19 protein-coding genes are annotated in these 19,252 nt (G+C 67.1%); 12 read left to right on the plus strand and 7 right to left on the minus strand.

From position 1 onward, the window contains the following. Nucleotides 1–79: 79 nt before the first annotated feature. From AB0N75_RS07605 to holA, 3 genes are all read left to right on the plus strand, one after another. The gene (locus AB0N75_RS07605) at nucleotides 80–943 is read left to right on the plus strand and encodes a ComEA family DNA-binding protein (protein WP_364647419.1); all 864 of its coding nucleotides are present in this window, start codon (nucleotides 80–82) and stop codon (nucleotides 941–943) included. Beyond that, the gene (locus AB0N75_RS07610) at nucleotides 940–3,780 is read left to right on the plus strand and encodes a ComEC/Rec2 family competence protein (RefSeq protein WP_364647424.1); all 2,841 of its coding nucleotides are present in this window, start codon (nucleotides 940–942) and stop codon (nucleotides 3,778–3,780) included. The genes AB0N75_RS07605 and AB0N75_RS07610 overlap by 4 nt, the downstream gene beginning before the upstream one ends. A gap of 68 nt (nucleotides 3,781–3,848) precedes the next feature. After that, nucleotides 3,849–4,856, plus strand: coding sequence for a DNA polymerase III subunit delta (gene holA, locus AB0N75_RS07615; protein WP_364647427.1), 1,008 nt, complete (start codon nucleotides 3,849–3,851; stop codon nucleotides 4,854–4,856). Nucleotides 4,857–5,004: 148 nt separating this feature from the next. Here holA and AB0N75_RS07620 read toward each other — a convergent pair whose 3' ends face one another. From AB0N75_RS07620 to AB0N75_RS07630, 3 genes are all read right to left on the minus strand, one after another. Beyond that, a complete protein-coding gene (locus AB0N75_RS07620) occupies nucleotides 5,005–5,463 on the minus strand; it encodes a hypothetical protein (RefSeq protein WP_364647431.1) in 459 nt (152 codons plus the stop codon). A 138-nt stretch (nucleotides 5,464–5,601) separates the two neighbouring features. Further along, the gene (rpsT, locus tag AB0N75_RS07625; protein WP_364647434.1) at nucleotides 5,602–5,862 is read right to left on the minus strand and encodes a 30S ribosomal protein S20; all 261 of its coding nucleotides are present in this window, start codon (nucleotides 5,860–5,862) and stop codon (nucleotides 5,602–5,604) included. Nucleotides 5,863–6,055: 193 nt separating this feature from the next. After that, a complete protein-coding gene (locus tag AB0N75_RS07630) occupies nucleotides 6,056–6,673 on the minus strand; it encodes a type II toxin-antitoxin system PemK/MazF family toxin (RefSeq protein ID WP_364647441.1) in 618 nt (205 codons plus the stop codon). Nucleotides 6,674–6,839: 166 nt separating this feature from the next. Between AB0N75_RS07630 and lepA the strand changes: the two genes are divergently transcribed. After that, nucleotides 6,840–8,693, plus strand: coding sequence for a translation elongation factor 4 (gene lepA / locus AB0N75_RS07635; RefSeq protein ID WP_364647444.1), 1,854 nt, complete (start codon nucleotides 6,840–6,842; stop codon nucleotides 8,691–8,693). Nucleotides 8,694–8,735: 42 nt separating this feature from the next. Next, nucleotides 8,736–9,965 carry a radical SAM family heme chaperone HemW gene (gene hemW, locus AB0N75_RS07640; RefSeq protein ID WP_364647447.1) on the plus strand — a complete coding sequence of 410 codons (1,230 nt, stop codon included), beginning with the start codon at nucleotides 8,736–8,738 and terminating at the stop codon, nucleotides 9,963–9,965. A 6-nt stretch (nucleotides 9,966–9,971) separates the two neighbouring features. On the opposite strand, the gene AB0N75_RS07645 is transcribed toward hemW, so the two are convergent. After that, a complete protein-coding gene (locus tag AB0N75_RS07645; RefSeq protein WP_364647450.1) occupies nucleotides 9,972–10,541 on the minus strand; it encodes a TetR-like C-terminal domain-containing protein in 570 nt (189 codons plus the stop codon). A gap of 55 nt (nucleotides 10,542–10,596) precedes the next feature. On the opposite strand from AB0N75_RS07645, the gene AB0N75_RS07650 reads away from it, so the two are divergent. After that, the gene (locus AB0N75_RS07650) at nucleotides 10,597–11,121 is read left to right on the plus strand and encodes a DUF4188 domain-containing protein (protein WP_364647453.1); all 525 of its coding nucleotides are present in this window, start codon (nucleotides 10,597–10,599) and stop codon (nucleotides 11,119–11,121) included. Nucleotides 11,122–11,320: 199 nt separating this feature from the next. Then, nucleotides 11,321–11,698 carry a DUF1622 domain-containing protein gene (locus AB0N75_RS07655; RefSeq protein ID WP_364647456.1) on the plus strand — a complete coding sequence of 126 codons (378 nt, stop codon included), beginning with the start codon at nucleotides 11,321–11,323 and terminating at the stop codon, nucleotides 11,696–11,698. A 47-nt stretch (nucleotides 11,699–11,745) separates the two neighbouring features. Here the strand turns inward: AB0N75_RS07655 and AB0N75_RS07660 are convergent, their stop codons facing one another. Together AB0N75_RS07660 and AB0N75_RS07665 are read right to left on the minus strand one after the other, a co-directional pair. Next, nucleotides 11,746–12,168 (minus strand): DUF4870 domain-containing protein, encoded by a 423-nt coding sequence (locus AB0N75_RS07660; protein WP_364647458.1) that lies wholly within the window; start codon nucleotides 12,166–12,168, stop codon nucleotides 11,746–11,748. 108 nt (nucleotides 12,169–12,276) lie between these two features. After that, a complete protein-coding gene (locus tag AB0N75_RS07665) occupies nucleotides 12,277–13,119 on the minus strand; it encodes a DUF3097 domain-containing protein (RefSeq protein WP_364647461.1) in 843 nt (280 codons plus the stop codon). A 148-nt stretch (nucleotides 13,120–13,267) separates the two neighbouring features. Here AB0N75_RS07665 and hrcA point away from each other — a divergent pair, with 148 nt between their 5' ends. The 3 genes from hrcA (at nucleotide 13,268) to AB0N75_RS07680 (ending at nucleotide 16,343) form a co-directional block, all read left to right on the plus strand. Then, a complete protein-coding gene (gene hrcA, locus AB0N75_RS07670) occupies nucleotides 13,268–14,281 on the plus strand; it encodes a heat-inducible transcriptional repressor HrcA (protein ID WP_364647464.1) in 1,014 nt (337 codons plus the stop codon). 74 nt (nucleotides 14,282–14,355) lie between these two features. Next, nucleotides 14,356–15,486, plus strand: a complete 1,131-nt coding sequence (gene dnaJ / locus AB0N75_RS07675) for a molecular chaperone DnaJ (protein ID WP_364647467.1) — start codon at nucleotides 14,356–14,358, stop codon at nucleotides 15,484–15,486. A gap of 2 nt (nucleotides 15,487–15,488) precedes the next feature. Continuing rightward, complete coding sequence (locus AB0N75_RS07680; protein ID WP_364647470.1) at nucleotides 15,489–16,343, plus strand: 16S rRNA (uracil(1498)-N(3))-methyltransferase; 855 nt, start codon at nucleotides 15,489–15,491, stop codon at nucleotides 16,341–16,343. A 54-nt stretch (nucleotides 16,344–16,397) separates the two neighbouring features. Here AB0N75_RS07680 and AB0N75_RS07685 read toward each other — a convergent pair whose 3' ends face one another. After that, on the minus strand, nucleotides 16,398–17,306 hold the full coding sequence (locus AB0N75_RS07685; protein WP_364647472.1) for a GerMN domain-containing protein: 909 nt from the start codon (nucleotides 17,304–17,306) through the stop codon (nucleotides 16,398–16,400). Nucleotides 17,307–17,699: 393 nt separating this feature from the next. Between AB0N75_RS07685 and AB0N75_RS07690 the strand changes: the two genes are divergently transcribed. After that, nucleotides 17,700–18,776: a PhoH family protein gene (locus AB0N75_RS07690; protein ID WP_364647895.1), complete on the plus strand. Its 1,077-nt coding sequence runs from the start codon at nucleotides 17,700–17,702 to the stop codon at nucleotides 18,774–18,776. Next, on the plus strand, nucleotides 18,773–19,246 hold the full coding sequence (ybeY, locus tag AB0N75_RS07695; protein ID WP_364647475.1) for an rRNA maturation RNase YbeY: 474 nt from the start codon (nucleotides 18,773–18,775) through the stop codon (nucleotides 19,244–19,246). The genes AB0N75_RS07690 and ybeY overlap by 4 nt, the downstream gene beginning before the upstream one ends. The last annotated feature ends 6 nt before the right edge of the window (nucleotides 19,247–19,252 follow it).

Below are 19,252 nucleotides of genomic sequence, written 5' to 3' on the forward strand. Positions count from 1 at the left end.
CCCGCGGCGTCGGACGGTCCGTCCACTATCGCGTGACGGGCGGATGAGGGTATCCATGCCACGGACCTAGTGTTGCCGCATGGGCCGACACCGCTGGCTTCCCGCAGCTGCCCGCGACGGCACTGCGTCGCGGCTGGGGCGCACACCGCGCTTCCGCATCGCCCTCGGGGCTGCCTTCGTGGTGGCCGGATTGTGTCTGGGCTACGGGATCGTCTCGGTGGCGACCGCAGACCTGAACCGATCGGCCGCTCCGGTTTTGGACAGCATCCCGTTGAAGTCGGGCCCCTCTTCGGGGCCAACCACCGGTGAAGACGGCGGTGACGAACCCGCAGGTGCCGACGGTGATGGATCAGGGGAGTCTGTGGGCGGCGCCGGCAGCGGCACTGGTGATGGCGGGACAGCCGGTGACGACGGGGCAGCCCCCGGTGCCGACGGCGGTGCGGCTAGCGGTGGCAACGGCGGGGCACGCATCATCGTCCACGTGGCGGGAGCAGTCGCCTCGCCAGGAATTGTCCGGCTGGTCGAGGGCGCCAGGGTGTTCGAGGCGATCGAAGCGGCAGGTGGTGCCAGGAAGGAGGCACAGCTCGAGGCACTGAACCTTGCCGCACCTTTGACCGATGGGCAGCAGGTGTATGTGCCGACGCCCGACGAGGCCGGGCCACCGCCGGTGCCGGGAACCGGAAGCTCGGGCGGTGGCTCCGGCAGCGGCCCAGGCGGACCCGGGGCGGGCGGAGGCGCCGCAGACATCGCTGGCAAGATCAACATCAACACGGCCACCGCCGAGGAACTGGCGGAGTTGCCGCGTGTGGGACCGGTGCTGGCCGGCCGGATCGTCGAGTTCCGCGAGCAGCACGGTCCCTACGGGCAAGCGTCCGACCTGGACGCGGTGCCGGGCATCGGGCCGGTCATGCTTGAGGCACTGGTGGAGCTGGTGACGGTGTGAGCGGCGCGCGATGGCAGCGGTACGCTGATGCTGCCCGCCGGCCGGTCGCTGCCGGGCCGGAGGACGGCGCTGTCCCAGGTGGAGCGGAGGCCGGCGGTGTCCTTGGCAGCCGGGAGCGCGGCGCGGCCACGTACAGAGGGGGCGGCAGCCTGCCCGCGGGAGGACAGCGCGGGGCATGGCGGCAGCTGCTGCTCAAGTACATCAAGCCGGAGCCGGCGGTGGCTTCGCAGGGAGAGACGCGGCGGCTGGACCTCCGGCTCGGACTGGCCGCGGCGAGCTGCTGGGCAGCGGCGCTGGTGTTGCCGCAGGCTCCAACTGGCGTGGCACTGACGACGGCGGCCCTGCTCTTGGGCGGAGCCTGCGCCGCGTCGGCCCGCCTGCTGCTTCCGATGAGCCTCGTGTGTGCCAGATTCCTGAGCCTCAGGAGAATGCTGCCGAAAATCCGTCCGTCGCCTGCAGATGATCCATTGTCCCGGCGCCGCGATGCCCGTGCACTCCACCATCCGCACCGTCTACATGACGTCGAACTCGGATCAGGCCTCCGGCGCACGCGCCGGCTTAAGCGAGGCAGCGGCGGGACGGGAGCCACCGCCGTCGTGCTGGTGCTGTGCAGTTGCACCGGACTGCTGGCGCTGATGGTGGGCGTGCAGCAGTCGCAACGACTCGCCGGACCGATCGAAGGGGCCATCGTTGCCGAAGAGACCATCACCGCCCGCCTGGTGGTTTCAGGAGACGCGTCCCGGGTGAAGGTGCCGGGGCAATTTGGCAGCGGTCCGCGCTTCAACGTGAAGGCGACCATTGTCGAAGCCACGGCCGCAGGCACGCGCTTCGAAGCCGATACTCCCGTGCTGGTGCTGGGCGGTCCGGACTGGTCAGGCGTCCGCTACGGGGAGCGGCTCCGTGCCTCCGGGAAACTGGCCGGAGCTGACTCCGGTCAGGCAGTGGAGGCGCTGCTGATTGCGTCGACGGCTCCCGCGGATCGTTCCGCACCACCGTTGGACGTGTGGGTCTCCGGACTTCGCGCGCAGTTCGTGGAGGCGCTGGAGCCGCTGCCGCCGGACGCCCGTGGGCTGCTGCCCGGCATGGTGCTTGGCGATAAGGAACACCAGGGCGACGACTTGGAAGACGCGATGCGGCGGACCGGGCTGACGCACCTTTTGACGGTGAGCGGCGCGAACGTGTCCTACGTTCTGGGGTTCGTTTACCTGCTCGCTTCTGCCGTGCGGCTGCCTCGATGGCTCAAAGCGGTTGTCGGGGTGGCAAGCCTCGCGGGATTCGTGCTGCTTGTTCGGCCGGAGCCCAGCGTCCTGCGTGCCGCGGTGATGGGCTCCATCGGAGTGGCCGCCGTGCTGAGCGGGCGGCGTCGGGCGTCGCTCTCCTTCCTGGCCTTGGCAGTGTTGGTGTTGCTGGTCATGGATCCGTGGCTTGCCGCCAATTACAGTTTCGTGCTCTCGGTGCTGGCAACATTGTCGCTGGTGCTGCTGGGCCCCGCCTGTTCGCGTTGGCTGCAGCGGTTCCTGCCGGTGCCGTTGGCCCACGCCGTGGCAATGCCGATGGCGGCGCAGGTGTTTTGTGCCCCGGTGATCGTGCAGTTGCAGCCGGAACTGGCGCTGTACTCGATACCCGCGAATGTGGCGGCCGGGCCGGTGGTTCCCTTCATCACGATTGCCGGAATGGTCGGGACCGCCCTGCTGCCCTTGCTGCCGGCCGTCGGTGAGTTGGTGCTGCACACGGCCGGGTGGATGACCCTGTGGGTGGCCGGCGTGGCGCGGTGGTTTTCGGAGCTACCGCTGGCGGCCGTGCCGTGGGCGGGCGGCCCGGTCGGGGCTGCCGGTGCCGCTGCTGCAGGTCTGGCGCTCCTCTGGGGTGTCCGCCGGGTGGCGGGCGGCAGGTCCGGAACGGATCGGCGCCCGGAGGATGGGCCGCGCGAGGCCGGGACCGGCCGCGGACGCTGCGGTTTCGCCGCACGCGGGCGGATTTTTCGGCTGGCCTGTTGGACAGCCGTACCGGCGCTGCTGGCGGGGGCGGCTGCCGGCCTGCTGGCCAGCATTCTGGGCCCGGGCGGACCGCCGCGGTCGTGGGACGTTGCCGCCTGCGATGTGGGCCAGGGCGACGGCGTGGTGGTCCGTACCGGCGAGCGAAGCGCCATCGTGGTGGACGCCGGGCCGGAAACGGACGTGATGGGCCGTTGCCTGGACGGACTGGGCGTGGAGCAGATCGACGTCCTGGTGCTCACGCACATGCATCTGGACCACTATGGCGGGATCGACGGCGTCTTGGCAGGGCGCCAGACGGAGCGCGTCCTGTACTCGAGTGCCAAGGAGGCATTGCCGGAGGTCGTTCGAGCCTCGCTCCAGGCCCATGGGCTGAAAGCCGAACGCGCTGCATCCGGTCAAACCGGTTCGTCCGGAGCGGCCGAGTGGACCGTGCATTGGCCGGTAGAAGAAAGCGCCGGCCTCTCCGAGAACGATTCCAGCCTCGTCGTCGAAATCAAGCTGCGAGTGGACACCGGGGGAGAGGTGAGGATGCTCCTGACCGGTGACCTTGAGCAGGAACAACTGCCCAAGCTGACGCGGCGCCTGGGCCCGGATTTCACCGTGGATGTCCTCAAAATCAGCCATCACGGTGCCCGCAACGGTGGGACGGCACTCATTACCGGCCTGCGGCCTGCCGCAGCCCTGATTTCCGTGGGTGCCGAGAACGACTACGGCCATCCGGCGGCGGAAATCCTGTCCGCGCTGCGGACCGCAGGCGTACAGGTGTTGCGGACCGACCAGCTCGGGACGGTCCTGCTGGATGCCGACCGCGGGAAGCTCTCCGTGCTCATCGGCCGGTAGGCTGCCGACGGCTTTGGGTAAAAACCGCGGAACGTGAAACTCTTGACCTGAACAAGGAGGAACCTGACGTGAACCCGCCCCCCGGATCCCGCGCTTCGGCCGCCAAGAAGAGCGCCGCGACCGTCTCTTGGCGCGACGTCGAGCCTGCCCCCGTCGTACTCGTCAGCGGTCCGGAAGAGTACCTGGCCCACCGGGCCAAAGAACGTGTCCGCAACCTGCTGCGCGGCAAGCAGCCGGACCTCGAGTTGACCCAGCTGGATGCCTCCTCCTACACCACCGGCGAACTCACCATGCTCGCCAGCCCCAGCCTTTTCGGCGAAGCAAAACTCATCGAAGCCTTCTCGCTGGCCCAGATGAACGACGAGTTCCTCGCGGACGCGCTGGCCTATCTGGCGTCACCGGCCGACGAGGTCTGGCTGGTCCTGCACCACGGGGGTGGAACCCGCGGCAAGAAACTCCTGGATGCGGTCAAGGCCTCGGGTGCTCCGGTGGTTGACTGCCAGGCGATGAAAAAAGACGCCGACAAGCTGGACTTCGTCAGGCAGGAGTTCAAGGCAGCGCGGCGGGCCATCGAACCAGCCGCGGCGCAGGCGCTGGTGTCCGCGGTCGGCTCGTCGCTGCCGGATCTGGCCGCAGCCTGCTCCCAACTGATTTCCGACGCCGACAGCGCCGTCACCGAAGAGACCGTGGAAAAGTACTACGGCGGCCGGGTGGAGGCCACCGGTTTCAAGGTCGCTGACGCGGCCATTTCCGGCCGCGGTGCGGCGGCGCTGACGTCGCTCCGGCATGCGCTGGCCACAGGAGTCGATCCGGTGCCGATAGTTGCCGTCCTGGCCATGAAGCTGCGCCAGATTGCCAAGGTCAAGAGTGCCTCCGCCAACGCGCGCGACCTAGGTATGGCCCCCTGGCAATTCGACCAGGCCCGCAGGGATGCGCGGCTGTGGGAATCGGAGGCGCTGGCCCGCTGCATCCAGGTGCTGGCCGAGACCGACGCGCAGGTCAAAGGCGAAGGCCGCGACCCGGAATACGCGGTGGAGCGGGCGGTCACGATGATCGCCACCAGCGCCCGGCGCTAGGGCCGCCCACGGCCGACGGCCCTCGTCCGACGGCTCGCGTACCGGCCCGGTTCCGCCCGGACAGCACGAAATCCTCACGCTTACCACCTCGAGGCGGCATCACCCACGGCGGGCAACGTTCGGTCAAACCTCGCTAGCGGCTGCGGGGTCAGCTTCCGTTCGGCGACTCTTCCGGGGTCATGTCCGGGGACTCTGCCGGTGCCGCCGGCTCCGCAATGACACGCGCGACGCATTCGAGACCCTTGGCATTGCTCGTGTGGATGCTGGCAATTGCTACGTCGGTGGAAACGCCGGGCGCGACGGTGAAGGACTCCTCCTTCATGCCGAGGACGTCTTGGCTCCCGGTTTGGATCACTGAGAAGCGGACTGTGTAGGTGTTGGTGGCGGTACCGACGTTCGTCAGGCGGGCCTTGCCCCGCCAGACCCCGTTCTCGTCCGGAGAACACAGGAACCCGCTCAACGCGCTGGGCGTCGTCGCTGTCGGGGATGCCGCCGGAGATGCAGTCTCCGTCGGGCTTGCCGAGCCCCCGCCTCCCGACGGATTCGAGCAGCCTGCCAGCAAGATTGCACCTGTTGCCAATGCGGTGACGGTTGTGGTCCGTTTCATGTGGCCAGAATAGGGGCGGCCAACGGGGGGAAAGATCACCCGATGGGGATGAAGAACAGGAAAAGGCCGGAGGCCGCCACCCTGAGCGGGGGACGGCCTCCGGCCTTCGATTGGTTCGGCCTGTCGGCCGGATGCGCTTTAGAGCGCGTTGACCTGCTTGGCCAGTGCCGACTTGTGGTTGGCGGCGTTGTTCTTGTGCAGCACACCCTTGCTGACGGCCTTGTCCAGCTTGCGGCTCGCGGTCACCAGAGCGGTGGCGGCGGCGTCCTGATCGGCGGACTGAACGGCACCGGTCACGGCGCGGATGGCGGTCTTGAGCTCGGACTTGACCGAGTTGTTGCGCTGGCGTGCCTTCTCGTTGGTGAGAATGCGCTTCTTCTGGGACTTGATATTGGCCACGAAATAACTCTCTGTTGTTGAGGAACTTTGGTCTTTGAGGGCATTCGGTCCGGTCATTGACTGAGCGGCGTGGGGCACCGTAATGGCAACCGGCCCGAGGTGCCCGTCGACCTGCGCGGACACACAGCTATAAATGTTAGCAGACCTGCGCTCCGGACGGGCGATTAGCGCTTCGGCGACACGCGGGCCGCCGTCACTTCCAGCCGCGGCGGCGCATGCTCTGGGCGACCTTCTCGAAGGTCGCCCGCGGCAGCACTGCCCCTTCGCGCCGCACAGCAGCAGGTTCAAGTTGGAGCACACGGTCCAGCTTGATCTCGCTCGGACGTCCGTGCACGTCCCAAGGGCCGGAGCCGATGTCCACGTAGTCCTCGTCAGGACTGCGGGCGTTGTTCCGGTCCCGGGAGGTCAGCATCAGTGCCAGCAGGCGGCCGCGGTGGTTGCCGATCACCAAAACCGGGCGGTCCTTACCCTGCGAGTAGTCTTCCTGGTACGGCACCCACGTCCAGACGATTTCACCCGGATCGGGGGAGCCGTCGGCTTCAGGGGAGTAGCTGATGGTCCCGGCGCCTAGATAGTCGCCGGCATACCGCGAGCCCGTGGCTGTGCCCGCCCCGCCGCCGCTGAAGCCGCCTCCTCGGGGCTGCGGCCGGTTGCCCGGCAGTGTGCCCTTCGGCCGCTTGGAAGCCGTGGTGCCGCGCGGCCGCGCCGAGCTGCCGGAACCGGATGCCGAGCTGCCGGAACCGGACAGCGCCCGGAAGGCGCGGACCGCGCTGTTAAGGAGCCGGTTGAGACCCTGTGGGGAAAATGCCATGACTCTAGGCTACTGAAGCGCTTGCCGGACCTCACTGGCTGCCCTTACCGCCGTAAAGGTGCGCAGATACCTGACGGGCGTGGGACACTTAGAGTTGAGCAAAATCTGCGTGCTGGTGGTATCGGCCGCATTGCCCGTCCGCTTGTCCGAGAGTAAGGAACCATCTGTGTCACCGATGGCCCGCACCGCACCGGTGCCCGCCGCCACCGATCCGGCGATCATCAGGAACTTCTGCATCATCGCCCACATCGACCACGGTAAATCCACTCTTGCCGACCGGATGCTCCAGCTCACCGGCGTAGTCCAGCCGCGCGATATGAAGGCCCAGTATCTGGACCGGATGGACATCGAACGCGAACGCGGCATCACCATCAAGTCCCAGGCCGTGCGCATGCCGTGGGAACTGGAGGGCACCAGCTACGCCCTGAATATGATCGACACGCCGGGCCACGTTGACTTCACCTATGAGGTGTCGCGGTCGCTGGCCGCCTGTGAAGGCGCAGTGCTGTTGGTGGATGCCGCGCAGGGTATTGAGGCCCAGACGTTGGCGAACCTTTACCTGGCGATGGAAAACGACCTGACCATCATCCCGGTGCTGAACAAGATCGACCTGCCGGCGGCACAACCGGAGAAGTATGCGGCCGAGTTGGCCAACCTGATCGGCGGCGATCCCGAGGACGTGCTCAAGGTCTCGGGCAAGACCGGCGTCGGCGTCGAAGCGCTGCTGGACAAGATCGTGCGCGATCTGCCCGCGCCGGTGGGCGACCCCGAAGCACCTGCCCGCGCGATGATCTTCGACTCGGTGTACGACACCTACCGCGGCGTGGTCACCTATGTCCGCGTGGTCGACGGCAAGCTCTCGCCGCGTGAACGCATCCAGATGATGTCCACCAGGGCCAGCCATGAACTGCTCGAAATCGGCGTCAGCTCGCCCGAGCCAACGCCGTCCAACGGTCTGGGCGTCGGCGAGGTCGGCTACCTGATCACCGGCGTGAAAGACGTCCGCCAGTCCAAGGTGGGCGACACGGTCACCAATCTGCTCAAGCCGGCGGCGGAATCCCTCGGCGGCTACGCAGACCCCAAGCCCATGGTCTTCTCCGGGCTCTACCCGATTGACGGCACGGACTATCCGGTACTGCGCGACGCGCTGGACAAGCTCAAGCTCAACGACGCGGCCCTGATCTACGAACCGGAGACCTCCGCGGCCCTCGGGTTCGGATTCCGGGTCGGCTTCCTGGGCCTGCTCCATCTGGAAATCACGCGTGAGCGGCTCGAAGCCGAGTTCAACCTGGACCTGATCTCCACCGCGCCCAACGTGGTCTACGAGGTCACGCTGGAGGACAAGAAGACCCTGACGGTCACCAACCCGAGCGAATACCCGGACGGGAAGGTGTCCGAGGTCCGCGAGCCGATGGTCTCCGCCACCATCCTGGCGCCCAACGAGTTCGTCGGCACCATCATGGAGCTCTGCCAGGCCCGCCGCGGCGACATGAAGGGCATGGACTACCTCTCCGAGGACCGTGTGGAGCTGCGCTACCGGCTGCCGCTGGCCGAGATCGTCTTCGACTTCTTCGACAACCTGAAGTCGCGCACCCGCGGCTACGCCTCGCTGGACTGGAAAGCCGACGGCGAGCAGGTGGCCGACCTGGTCAAGGTGGACATCCTGCTACAGGGCGAACAGGTGGACGCGTTCAGCGCCATCACGCACCGGGACAAGGCCTACAGCTACGGCGTGATGATGACCTCCAAGCTGCGCGAGCTCATCCCGCGGCAGCAGTTCGAGGTGCCCATCCAGGCAGCCATCGGCTCCCGCATCATCGCCCGCGAAAACATCCGCGCCATCCGCAAGGATGTGCTTGCCAAGTGCTACGGCGGCGATATCTCCCGTAAGCGCAAGCTGCTGGAGAAGCAGAAGGAAGGCAAGAAGCGGATGAAGATGGTCGGCCGCGTGGAGGTCCCGCAGGAGGCCTTCATCGCCGCGCTGTCGTCGGATGATTCCAAGGACAAGGCAAAGAAGTAGTTCTTACAGTGCTGAAAACAACGACGGCGGAGGCTCGCCTCAGTGCCTAGCGTCCTGCCCGTAGGGGACCCGGCACCGGCCGACGGCCTGCTGCCCGCACAGGCGGCAGACGGGGCTGCAAGCCGGGCCTTCTGCCTCTATGTGCACATTCCGTTCTGCCGGGTGCGCTGCGGCTACTGCGATTTCAACACCTACACGGCCAAGGAACTCGGTGCCGGGGCGTCGCAGGACGAGTACTCGGGCACCCTGAACACCGAACTGGATCTGGCGGCGCGCGTGCTGCGCGATTCCGACCTGCCCGACCGGCCGCTGGCCACCGTCTTCTTCGGCGGCGGCACACCAACCCTGCTGCCGGCAACTGACCTGGCCGCCATGCTGACCCAGGCCGAAAGCTTGTGGGGGCTGGAGCCGGGCGCCGAGGTCACCACGGAAGCCAACCCGGACTCCGTCACGCCGGAATCGCTGAAGATCCTCGCCGATGCAGGCTTCACCCGGGTCTCCTTCGGCATGCAGTCGGCCGTGCCGCACGTGCTGAAGGTGCTGGACCGCACGCATGATCCGGAACGGGTGCCGCAGGCAGTGCAGTGGGCACGAGAAGCCGGGCTCAAGGTCAGCCTTGACCTGATCTACGGCACACCGGGGGAGTCCATCGCGGACTGGGAGGCCAGCCTGGACTCCGCGATCGCCTGTGCGCCGGACCATATCTCCGCCTACGCGCTGATCGTCGAGGACGGGACCAAACTCGCGGCGCAGATCCGCCGCGGCGAGGTGCCCGGCATCGACGACGACGACCATGCCGCCAAGTATGAGATCGCCGACGCGCGGCTGGCAGCAGCCGGGTTCGGCTGGTACGAGGTCAGCAATTGGGCCCGCACGCCGGACGACCGCTGCCGGCACAACCTGGCCTACTGGCGCGGCGATGACTGGTGGGGCGCCGGCCCCGGCGCCCACTCGCACATGGGTGGCGTGCGCTGGTGGAATGTGAAGCATCCGGCGGCCTATGCCCAGCGTCTGGCCACCGGAGTCTCGCCGGCGGCCGGGCGTGAAACGCTCGACGCCGGTACCCGGCAGCTGGAGCACGTGATGCTGCAGACCCGCATTATCGACGGGCTGCGCACCCAGGATCTGGGGCCGAACGGCAGGAAAGCCGTGGCAGGACTGATCGCCGATTCCCTCGTCGACCCGGCCGCGGCCTTCGCCGGAACCATTCGGCTGACGCTCAAAGGCCGGCTGCTGGCCGACGCCGTGGTCCGGCGGCTGCTCGAAGACTAAGTCTTCCTAGCGCCCCAGCGAGCGGCCGATCCGGACGAGGGCCGCATCGTAGGCCGCAGCCCAACTCCAGCCCGCCGCCGGCGCGCCGGCCAGTTCCAGTGACACCAGCCCATGGACTTGGCCCCAGACGACGCCGACCATCGAGGCGATCTCGTCATCCGATGCCGCGGGCAGCGCGGCGGCAACTGCGGCAAACAGCGGCGCGATCGACGGCTCCGCCGCTCCCGGTGTCGGCTGGCACGGTACCTGGCCGGCCAGCGACCCGCCGAACATGAGGCCGTAGAGGACCGGATGCTCCAGCGCCCACGTTCGGTAGGCCCGGCCCAGCGCTTCGAGGCCGGCGGACGCAGCCTGCTGCTGGGACGCAGCAAAGGAGGCGAAACCGTCGTCGAGCACTGCGGTCAGCAGTGCCGCCTTGCCCCCGAAGAGCGAATACACCGCCGTTGTCGACGTTCCTGCCGCGGCGGCGATGCTTCGCAGCGACACGGCTGCGGCGCCGTCGCGGGCGATTTTGGCGGCCGCGGTGTCGAGCAGCGTGCGGCGCAGGGTCTCATCGTGGAGGAGGGGTCTTGCCATGCCATCAGTATTGCATAACACTGTTACGTAACACAGTTTTATAACGATGTTACGAATGGAGAAACTGATGTCGCAACGAGTGCACGCAGGACGCTTCACCGCCGATCCCGTCAGCGGGCCGGTGACGGTTTTCCTGATCGGTATGCGCGCCAACCGATGGTGGAAGTTCGCGAAGGTGGCGCGGGTAGGGGCGGCAATGCCCAGAATGCTGGCGCACCTGGCCCAGACGCCCGAGGCCGGGTTGCTGGGGTATCAGCAATGGTTCGGACGCACCACCATCATGGTCAGCTATTGGAAGAGCCCGAAGCATCTGCAGCGCTTCGCGGCCGACCGGGCGTCGCCGCACCTTGAGCCCTGGCGCCGGTTCATGCGCGAATCCGCCGGCAGCGGCGACGTCGGAGTGTGGCACGAGACCTATGAGACGGTGCCAGGTGGCAGGGAAAGTGTGTATAGCGACATGCCGGTCTTCGGGCTGGCGGCGGCCATCGGCCACGTGCCGGTGGGAGCCGGGCTGAACACCGCCCGCCAGCGCCTGCAGGCAGACGCGGTCGGGCGGCCGCGGTCCAGCGGTACATCCTGACCCGGGCGGCCGGGCTTTGGTCCATTGCGCCGCTCGTGCCCTGGGCGGACAATGAGCCCCAGCGGTGAAGCAAAGCTGCCGAGGCGGTGCGCTGCGTAAGGAACCACCGGTAGCCCTCGTGACCTTGCGCAGGATTTCCGCCGAACTGCCGCTGGAATAGGGCCGGTGCCGTGACGGACCGTGAAGGTCAGGGGATGCCATGGAGTTCGGGGAAGTCATAGAGGCAGTCGGCCGCCTCATGGACGCCGCGGGGGTTGCCGCCATCGTGGCCGGCGCAATAATGGCTGCGCTGATCGCCATCCCGCGGCTGGCGCGGAGGCAGGCCGGAGTCTATGAGCAATTCCGTCGGTTTCTGGGGCGGTCGATCCTGCTCGGCTTGGAACTGCTGGTAGCCGCCGACATCATCCGCACCGTCGCCATCAGCCCGACGCTCGAAAGCGTGGCGGTGCTGGCCGCGATCGTGCTGATCCGAACGTTCCTCAGTTGGTCGCTGGAGCTGGAAATCACTGGTAAGTGGCCGTGGCAGGGCAGGGCTGCCCAGGCGCCAAGCATGCCTGCCGTAGCGAAGGAGGAATGAAGACGGGATGACCGGGAGCTGGAGCGGCAGCCCGCGCGGCCTCAGGCTTAGCGGAACAGGCGCAGGTTGTAGGCGTAGCGATACGGGAGGCCGCGGTTGCATTTGATGCCGGCGATCACGGAATAGACCGTGAGGAAAACCCAAATGACCGCAGCGACGACGGCAAAGATGCCGCTGACCGCCGGGATGACGATCAGCAGGTTGGCCACAATGGCCACCACGGTCGGCGGGACCGTGAAGTTCAGCGCCTCTTTGGACTCCTGGGCGGTGAACGGTCCCCGGTCCTTGAAGATCAGGTAGATCACCAGCGACGGGAAGCAGCCCAGGATCCCGCCGAAATGCGCCATGGTTGCCCACTGCCGGTCCTCGGAAGGGGTCAACGGCAAGGCGGAAGCCGACGCGCTCTGGTACTGCGGGCGCGGCGCGGACTTGCGTTCCGGCTGCTGGTTGCGAGCAGAGTTCTCGGACACTGGACCTACCTTCGGAAAATCTGCTGATGGCTCACTGCTGTTCCTAGCCTAGCGGTTCCACCCTGCGGCCCGGTGCAGACCGGGGCCTCAGCGGGCGCTGAAACCGGCTCAGACGGTGAGGAAATCGATGACTTCCTCCACCCGGCCCAGCAGGCTGGGCTCAAGGTCCGCATAGCTGTTCACACTGCCCAGCAGCCGCTTCCAGCCGTCTGCCACGTCGATCTGGGTCCGGTGCGGCCAGCCCAGGCCGGCGAGGATGCCGGTCTTCCAGTCGGTGCCGCGCGGGACCACCGGCCACTTCGCCCGCCCGATCACCGACGGCTTGATGGCCTGCCAGACGTCAACGTAGGGGTGGCCCACAATGAGCACGTTGCCGGCGGCCGCCGGAACGGCCATGGCGGCCTCGGCGATCCGCCACTCCTTGGAATTCGGCACCAAGTGGTCCACCAGGATGCCCAGCCTGCGCTGCGGGCCGGGGGAGAATTCCGCTACGGCCGCGGCCAGATCGTCCACGCCATGCAGGGGTTCGACGACGATGCCCTCCACCCGCAGGTCGTCGCCCCAGACCTTTTCCACTAGTTCGGCATCGTGCTTGCCTTCTACCCAGATCCGGCTGGCGCGCGCCACTCTGGCGCGCTGGCCTTCCACCTTCACCGAGCCGGAGGCCGTCCGCTGGCGGACCGGAGCCTTGGAAACAGGCGCGGGCTGCACCACGTTCACCGGTTCGCCTTCAAACAGGAAGCCAAAGCCCAGCGGGAAGGAGCGCACCTTGCCCCGGCGGTCCTCCAGCGAGACCAAGTGCACGCCGCCGGATTTCTCCACCCGGACTACGGCACCCACCCAACCGCTCTGTGCGTCCTCCAGCACCTGTCCGGGATCGGCGGCGACTTCGCGCAGTGTCCGGGCCTTGGGCGCGGTGAGATCCTGGGGGCCCCAGCCGTAGCTGCTCATATGCTTCAAGTCCTTACACAGGTAGTACGTCTACGGCACCGCCGCGAAGACAATGCTAACAACGGGGGCAACGTATTAGACTTAGCACTTGGACGTGTTGAGTGCTAACAACTCGTCATCACGTTGAGCCGAAGACAGGAGGAGTGCAGTGAGCGAGGTCCGGAGGCTGGAAGTGCTCCGCGCCATTGTCGAGGACTATGTGCATTCACGCGAGCCGGTGGGCTCCAAAGCACTGGTCGACCGGCACAGCCTGGGCGTGTCGTCGGCCACGATCCGCAACGACATGGCGGCGCTGGAGGAAGACGGGCTGATCGTTGCCCCGCACACCAGTGCCGGCCGGATTCCCACGGACAAGGGCTACCGGCTGTTCGTGGACCGGATCTCTGACGTCAAGCCGCTCTCTGCCCCCGAGCGCCGGGCCATCCAGAAACTGCTGGACGGCGCCGACGACCTGGACGACGTGATGGAACGGACGGTGCGGCTGCTGTCCCAGCTCACCAACCAGGTTGCGGTGATCCAATACCCGCAGTTGGGTGCTGCCAAGGTGCGGCACATCGAGTTCGTCTTGCTGGCTCCCCGTCGCGTGCTGGTGGTGCTGATCGCCGACAACGGCAAGGTGGACCAGCATGTTGCCGTGCTGCCGATGGATGTGGCGGAAGATGCGCTGGCCACTCTGCGCACGGCCTTCCTCGCCGCTTTGTCCGGGAAACCGCTGGCCGGAGTGCCGCACCGGCTGAAGGCTTCGCCGGTGCCGGCGGAGCCCGCACATGCGGGGATCGTCGACGAACTGTCCGCGTCGCTTGCCCAGCTGGCCGCGGCCTCCAGCGAGGAGAGGATCTTGATGGCCGGAACGGCCAACCTGGCCCGCTCCACGGTGGATTTCCCCTTGAGCATCGGCCCCATCCTCGAGGCACTCGAAGAACAGGTGGTCCTGCTGCAGTTGCTCTCCGAAATGCACCAGGATGCCCACGGCATGTCGGTGAGCATCGGCCGGGAGAATCCGTACGGCTCATTGGCGGAAACCTCGGTGGTCGCCACCGGTTATGGTCCCGGCGCCACGGCCAAGGTCGGCATTCTCGGCCCCACCCGGATGGACTATCCCACCACGATGGCGGCAGTGCGCGCCGTCGCACGCTATTTGTCACGGATCCTCGCCGGCTAGCCCCACTGCCGCGCAAGGTCCGCACCGGCCGTCGTCGCCGGTGAACCAATCTCCAGGAAGTGAAGTATTACAAGGTGAGCAACCACTACGACGCCCTCGGCGTCAGCCAGGACGCCTCGACCGAGGAAATCAAGAAGGCCTACCGCAAGCTGGCCCGCAAGCTGCACCCGGATGTCAACCCGGGCCCGGAGGCAGCCGAGCAGTTCAAACAGGTCAGCCACGCCTATGAGGTGCTCTCCGACCCGCAGAAACGGCGCGTCTACGACACCACGGGCAACGAAAACGGCAACGACACCGGGTTCGGCGGCGGTTTCTCCGGTTCCGGCTTCGCCTTCCAGGACATCTTCGAGAGCTTCTTCGGCGGTGCCGGAGCTGGCGGCGGTCCGGCGTCGCGCACCCGCCGCGGCCAGGACGCCCTGATCAACGTGCGGATCGACCTCAAGGACGCGGTCTTCGGGGTGAACAAGAAGATCGAGGTGGACACCGCCGTGGTCTGCCCCACCTGCGACGGTAGCTGCTGCCGCCCCGGCACCAGCCCGCGCACCTGCGACATCTGCGGAGGGTCCGGCCAAGTCCAGCGCGCCGTACGCTCCATCTTGGGCCAGGTCATGACCACTGCCGCCTGCGGCAGCTGCCAGGGCTTCGGCACGATCATTCCCGACCCCTGCAACGAGTGCAACGGCGAGGGACGCATCCGTAGCCGCCGTTCGCTGACCATCAAGCTCCCGGCCGGCGTGGGAACCGGAACCCGGATCCAGCTGGCCGGCCAGGGTGAGGCAGGCCCGGCGGGCGGCCCGCAGGGTGACCTCTACGTGGAGATCCGCGTCAATCCGGACAAGAACTTCATCCGCGAGGGAGACGACTTGCACGTCAGCCTGTCGGTGCCGATGACCGCGGCTGCGCTGGGCACGGACGTCACGTTGGACACCTTCGACGGCGAACGCGAACTGAGCATCAAGCCCGGCACGCAGGCGGGGGAGACGCTCACGCTGCGCGGCCTGGGCGTGACGCATCTGCGCGGCTACGGTCGCGGCGACCTGCAGGTGCATGTGCATGTGGAGACACCGAGCAAGCTGGACTCGGAGCAGGAAGACCTGCTTCGCCGGCTGGCGCAGGCCCGCGGCGAGGAATACACCGAGGGCAAGCTGGCATCCTCCGGCACCGGTGTCTTCGCCCGGCTGCGCGACCGGCTCGGTAACCTCTAGGCGTGACCAGCCACCTGTTTTTCACCGCCCCGGGCGAGCTCGACGCGGTGGCCCCGGGCGATAGCTTCACGCTGACCGGGGACGAGGCGCGGCATGCCGTCACGGTCAAACGGATTGAGCCCGGCGAACTCGTCGACCTCGCCGACGGCCGGGGCCGCCGGCTGATCGGCGAGACCGTGTCCGGCGGGTCCGGCGAACTGACGGTCCGCGCGCTGCAGATTCTGCAGGAGCCGGAACCGGACCCGGAGCTGGTGCTGGTGCAGGCACTGGCCAAGGGCAACCGCGACGAACTGGCGATCGAGGCGGCCACGGAGCTTGGCGTCGACGCCGTGGTCCCGTGGCAGGCCGAACGCAGCATCGTGCGCTGGAAAGCCGACAAGGCGGCAAAGGGCACGGCAAAGTGGCAGATGGCGGTGCGGGCGGCCGCCAAGCAGTCGCGGCGGGCGCGCGTACCGGAGGTTGGACCGCTGGTGGAACGCGCTGGGCTCTGTGCCCTGATCCGCTCCAGCCGGTTGTCGCTGCTGCTGCACGAAGACGCTGAGGGCAGCGTGGCAGACGCCGTGCAGCGCGCCGGCTTGGGCGCCAACCGCGCGGAGGCGCGGGGAAACAACGACGGCGGTCCCTCGCCCGACGGCGGCGCCTCCCACACGGGCGGTGCTTCCCGCGGCGGCGATGGCAGTGCCGCCCGGGTGCTGATGATCGTTGGTCCCGAAGGCGGAATGAGCCAAGCGGAAATGGACGCCATGCTGGATGCCGGAGCGGTGGCGGTGCGGCTGGGGCCCCACGTCCTGCGTTCTTCCACAGCAGGACCGGCCGCCCTGACCTTGCTCAGCGAGCTGCTGGGTCGCTGGCGCTAAACCAACAAGTTGGCCGGACACGGTCTACGTGCTCGCCGCGGCCTACGCGGCGGACTACTTGACCGTGAAGACCTTGCTGTCCGGATTCTGCCGTTCTTCGGTCCGCCCGCTCACGTCCTCATGGAAGACATAGAGCTTGTAGGTGCCCGGGTCCAGCTTCTGGTTGAACCTGAACTCGCCGATTTCTTCGGCCGGTGCGTCAACGGAGACTGTCCCGGACTTGACCAGCTTGCCGTCGGCGGCGTCTTCAGAAGCGTCCGCCATCCGGTAGATCTGCCAACGCAGCTGCGATTCGAAGGCGACGCCGCGGCCGAACACCTCCACCCGCCCCTCGGACGAGGCACCCTGGGCCGGATCGATGATCCAGACCGGGGCCGCCAGGCTGCTGTCCCGGGCCATCGGTTCGCCCAGCGGCACATGGCCGAAGGCTTCGTAGCCGTGGTGGCCATCCACCAGGATCACCACTTCGAGCGGGTTGTCGGAGCTGCTGAGCCCTGCGTTCGCGGCGGCCGCGGTGGCCGTATAGACCAACTGCTGCACGGCGCGTTCGGCGATGCCCGCATCCACGCGGCGGTCGAAGGCATCGGATGAGATGTCCAGAGTGATGACCGAGCCGTTGGTAATGGAAGCGCCCACCTTGCTGGCCGGGCTGAGCGGATTGAAGTAGTCCGGATCCAGAGGCTGCAGCCGGGTCAAGGCGGACACCGCCGTCGTAATCGGGTCTCCGAGGTTCTCCGCCTGGCGGTATTCGCGGTACAGGAAGACATTGTCCGCGTTGGTGCCCAGCCAATAGAGGGGGGAGAGCTCGGAAGAGCGCAGGGTCTCCACCGGTGCGCTGGACACCAGCGGACTGCTGGCCACGGTTGGGGCAGTGGGGACGGGCATGGAGGTCTGCCCGCCGGTGGCACTGCCTTGCGGTGTGCAGCCGAGCAACACCAGCGAGGATGCGGTAACCAGCGCCAACCACGCGCCGAAGCGGCGTGTCGGGACCGAGCCCGAAGGCTGCCGGAGCTGGTTGCTGGTAATGCCGGGGTCCCTTCTGACGGTCCGGAAATGACGGGGTAAAAGCGGGGCAGGAACCGGTGGCTGACGGCTTTCCTGCCCCACTAGCTTGGCATATGGGAGGGGGGCTGATGGGTGCTTTAACCAGCCCTCAACCGGACTGATGCACGATTGATGCAGTATCGATATCTTGCCGTTTTCGCCCCCGTAGAGGACTGCGCGGTGCCCCGTGCCGTAGCATGTACCTTGTACCGTCAGGGCCGGGATACTTCCGGCTCACCGTCAGCAGCAGCGCTGGCAGCACCGCAAGCAACGCCCACCGAAGGAGCGATGAAAGGCCACATCGGCCGGACTATGTCCCAATCACGCCTGGATGTCGATCCGCTGGGATCAAGCAGCCGTTCCGTCCATTTCGATTCGCCGGAACACATGGTCAGGGCGCTCGGTGCCCACGACGAGGTGCTGCAGGTTATTGAGGCCGAGTTCAGCGATGTGAACCTGCATGTCCGCGGTAACGAGCTGTCCATTTCCGGTCCCGCCGACGCGGTCCAACTCACGCTGAACTTGGTCGAGGAGATCCGCGCGCTGGCCGCCAAGGACACCCGGATCACGCCGCAGGTGGTCGCCCAGCTGCTGCGCATGCTCGGTGAACAGACCGCGCAGCGGCCGGCCGAAGTCCTGACGTTGAACATCCTCTCTTCGCGCGGCCGCAATATCAGGCCCAAGACGCTCAACCAGAAGAACTACGTTGAGGCCATCGACAACCACACGGTGGTTTTCGGTATTGGCCCGGCCGGCACGGGCAAGACCTACCTGGCGATGGCCAAGGCGGTCCAGGCCCTGCAGCACAAAGAAGTCAACCGGATCATCCTGACCCGCCCCGCCGTGGAGGCAGGGGAGCGGCTGGGCTTCCTCCCGGGCACGCTCAGCGACAAGATCGATCCGTATCTGCGCCCGCTCTACGACGCACTGCACGACATGATGGACCCGGAGTCGATCCCGCGCCTGATGGCCGCCGGCACCATCGAGGTGGCCCCGCTGGCCTACATGCGCGGCCGCACCCTCAACGACGCCTTCATCATTCTGGACGAAGCGCAGAACACCACCCCGGAACAGATGAAGATGTTCCTCACCCGGCTGGGCTTCGGGTCCAAGATGGTGGTGACCGGCGACGTCACGCAGATCGACCTGCCCGGCGGCACCAGCTCCGGCCTGAAGATCGTCAGCGAGATCCTGGTTGGCGTCGAGGACGTCAGCTTCTCCCAGCTCGACGCCTCGGACGTGGTCCGGCACCGGCTGGTCAGCGACATAGTGACGGCGTACAGCCGCTGGGACGAGAACCGTCGCAGCGCGGGTGGCCGCCCGCCGCACCGCGCACCGGCCGCCCGGCGGAAAATTGAAGCGGAGGCCGGCCCGGAGGGTGGAGCATGAGCATCGAGGTCAATAACGAATCAACGGTCCCGGCCGACGAAGAAGAGCTGGTCCGGCTGGCCCGGTTCGTACTGGATTCGCTCTACGTGCACCCCGAAGCCGAACTGTCCATCATCATGGTGGACACTGAGGCGATGGAACGGCTGCACATCGAATGGATGGACGAACCGGGCGCCACCGATGTGCTGTCCTTCCCGATGGATGAGCTGCGTCCCGGCACCGCCATGAAGCCAGGTGCCGCCGGGGTGCTCGGCGACATCGTGATCTGTCCGCAGGTAGCGCAGGAACAGGCGCAGAAGGCAGGCCACGGGCTGCTGGACGAAATGCTGCTGCTGACCACGCACGGGATCCTGCATTTGCTCGGCTTCGACCACGCGGAGCCGGCCGAAAAGGAAGAAATGTTCGGCCTCCAGCGCCAGCTGCTTTCCTCCTTCACGGGCAAGGCTGCCCCCACCGAAACCACGCTGTAGAGACGC

The sequence above is a fragment of the Arthrobacter sp. NPDC089319 genome (genome assembly GCF_040684925.1).
Lineage (GTDB): Bacteria > Actinomycetota > Actinomycetes > Actinomycetales > Micrococcaceae > Crystallibacter.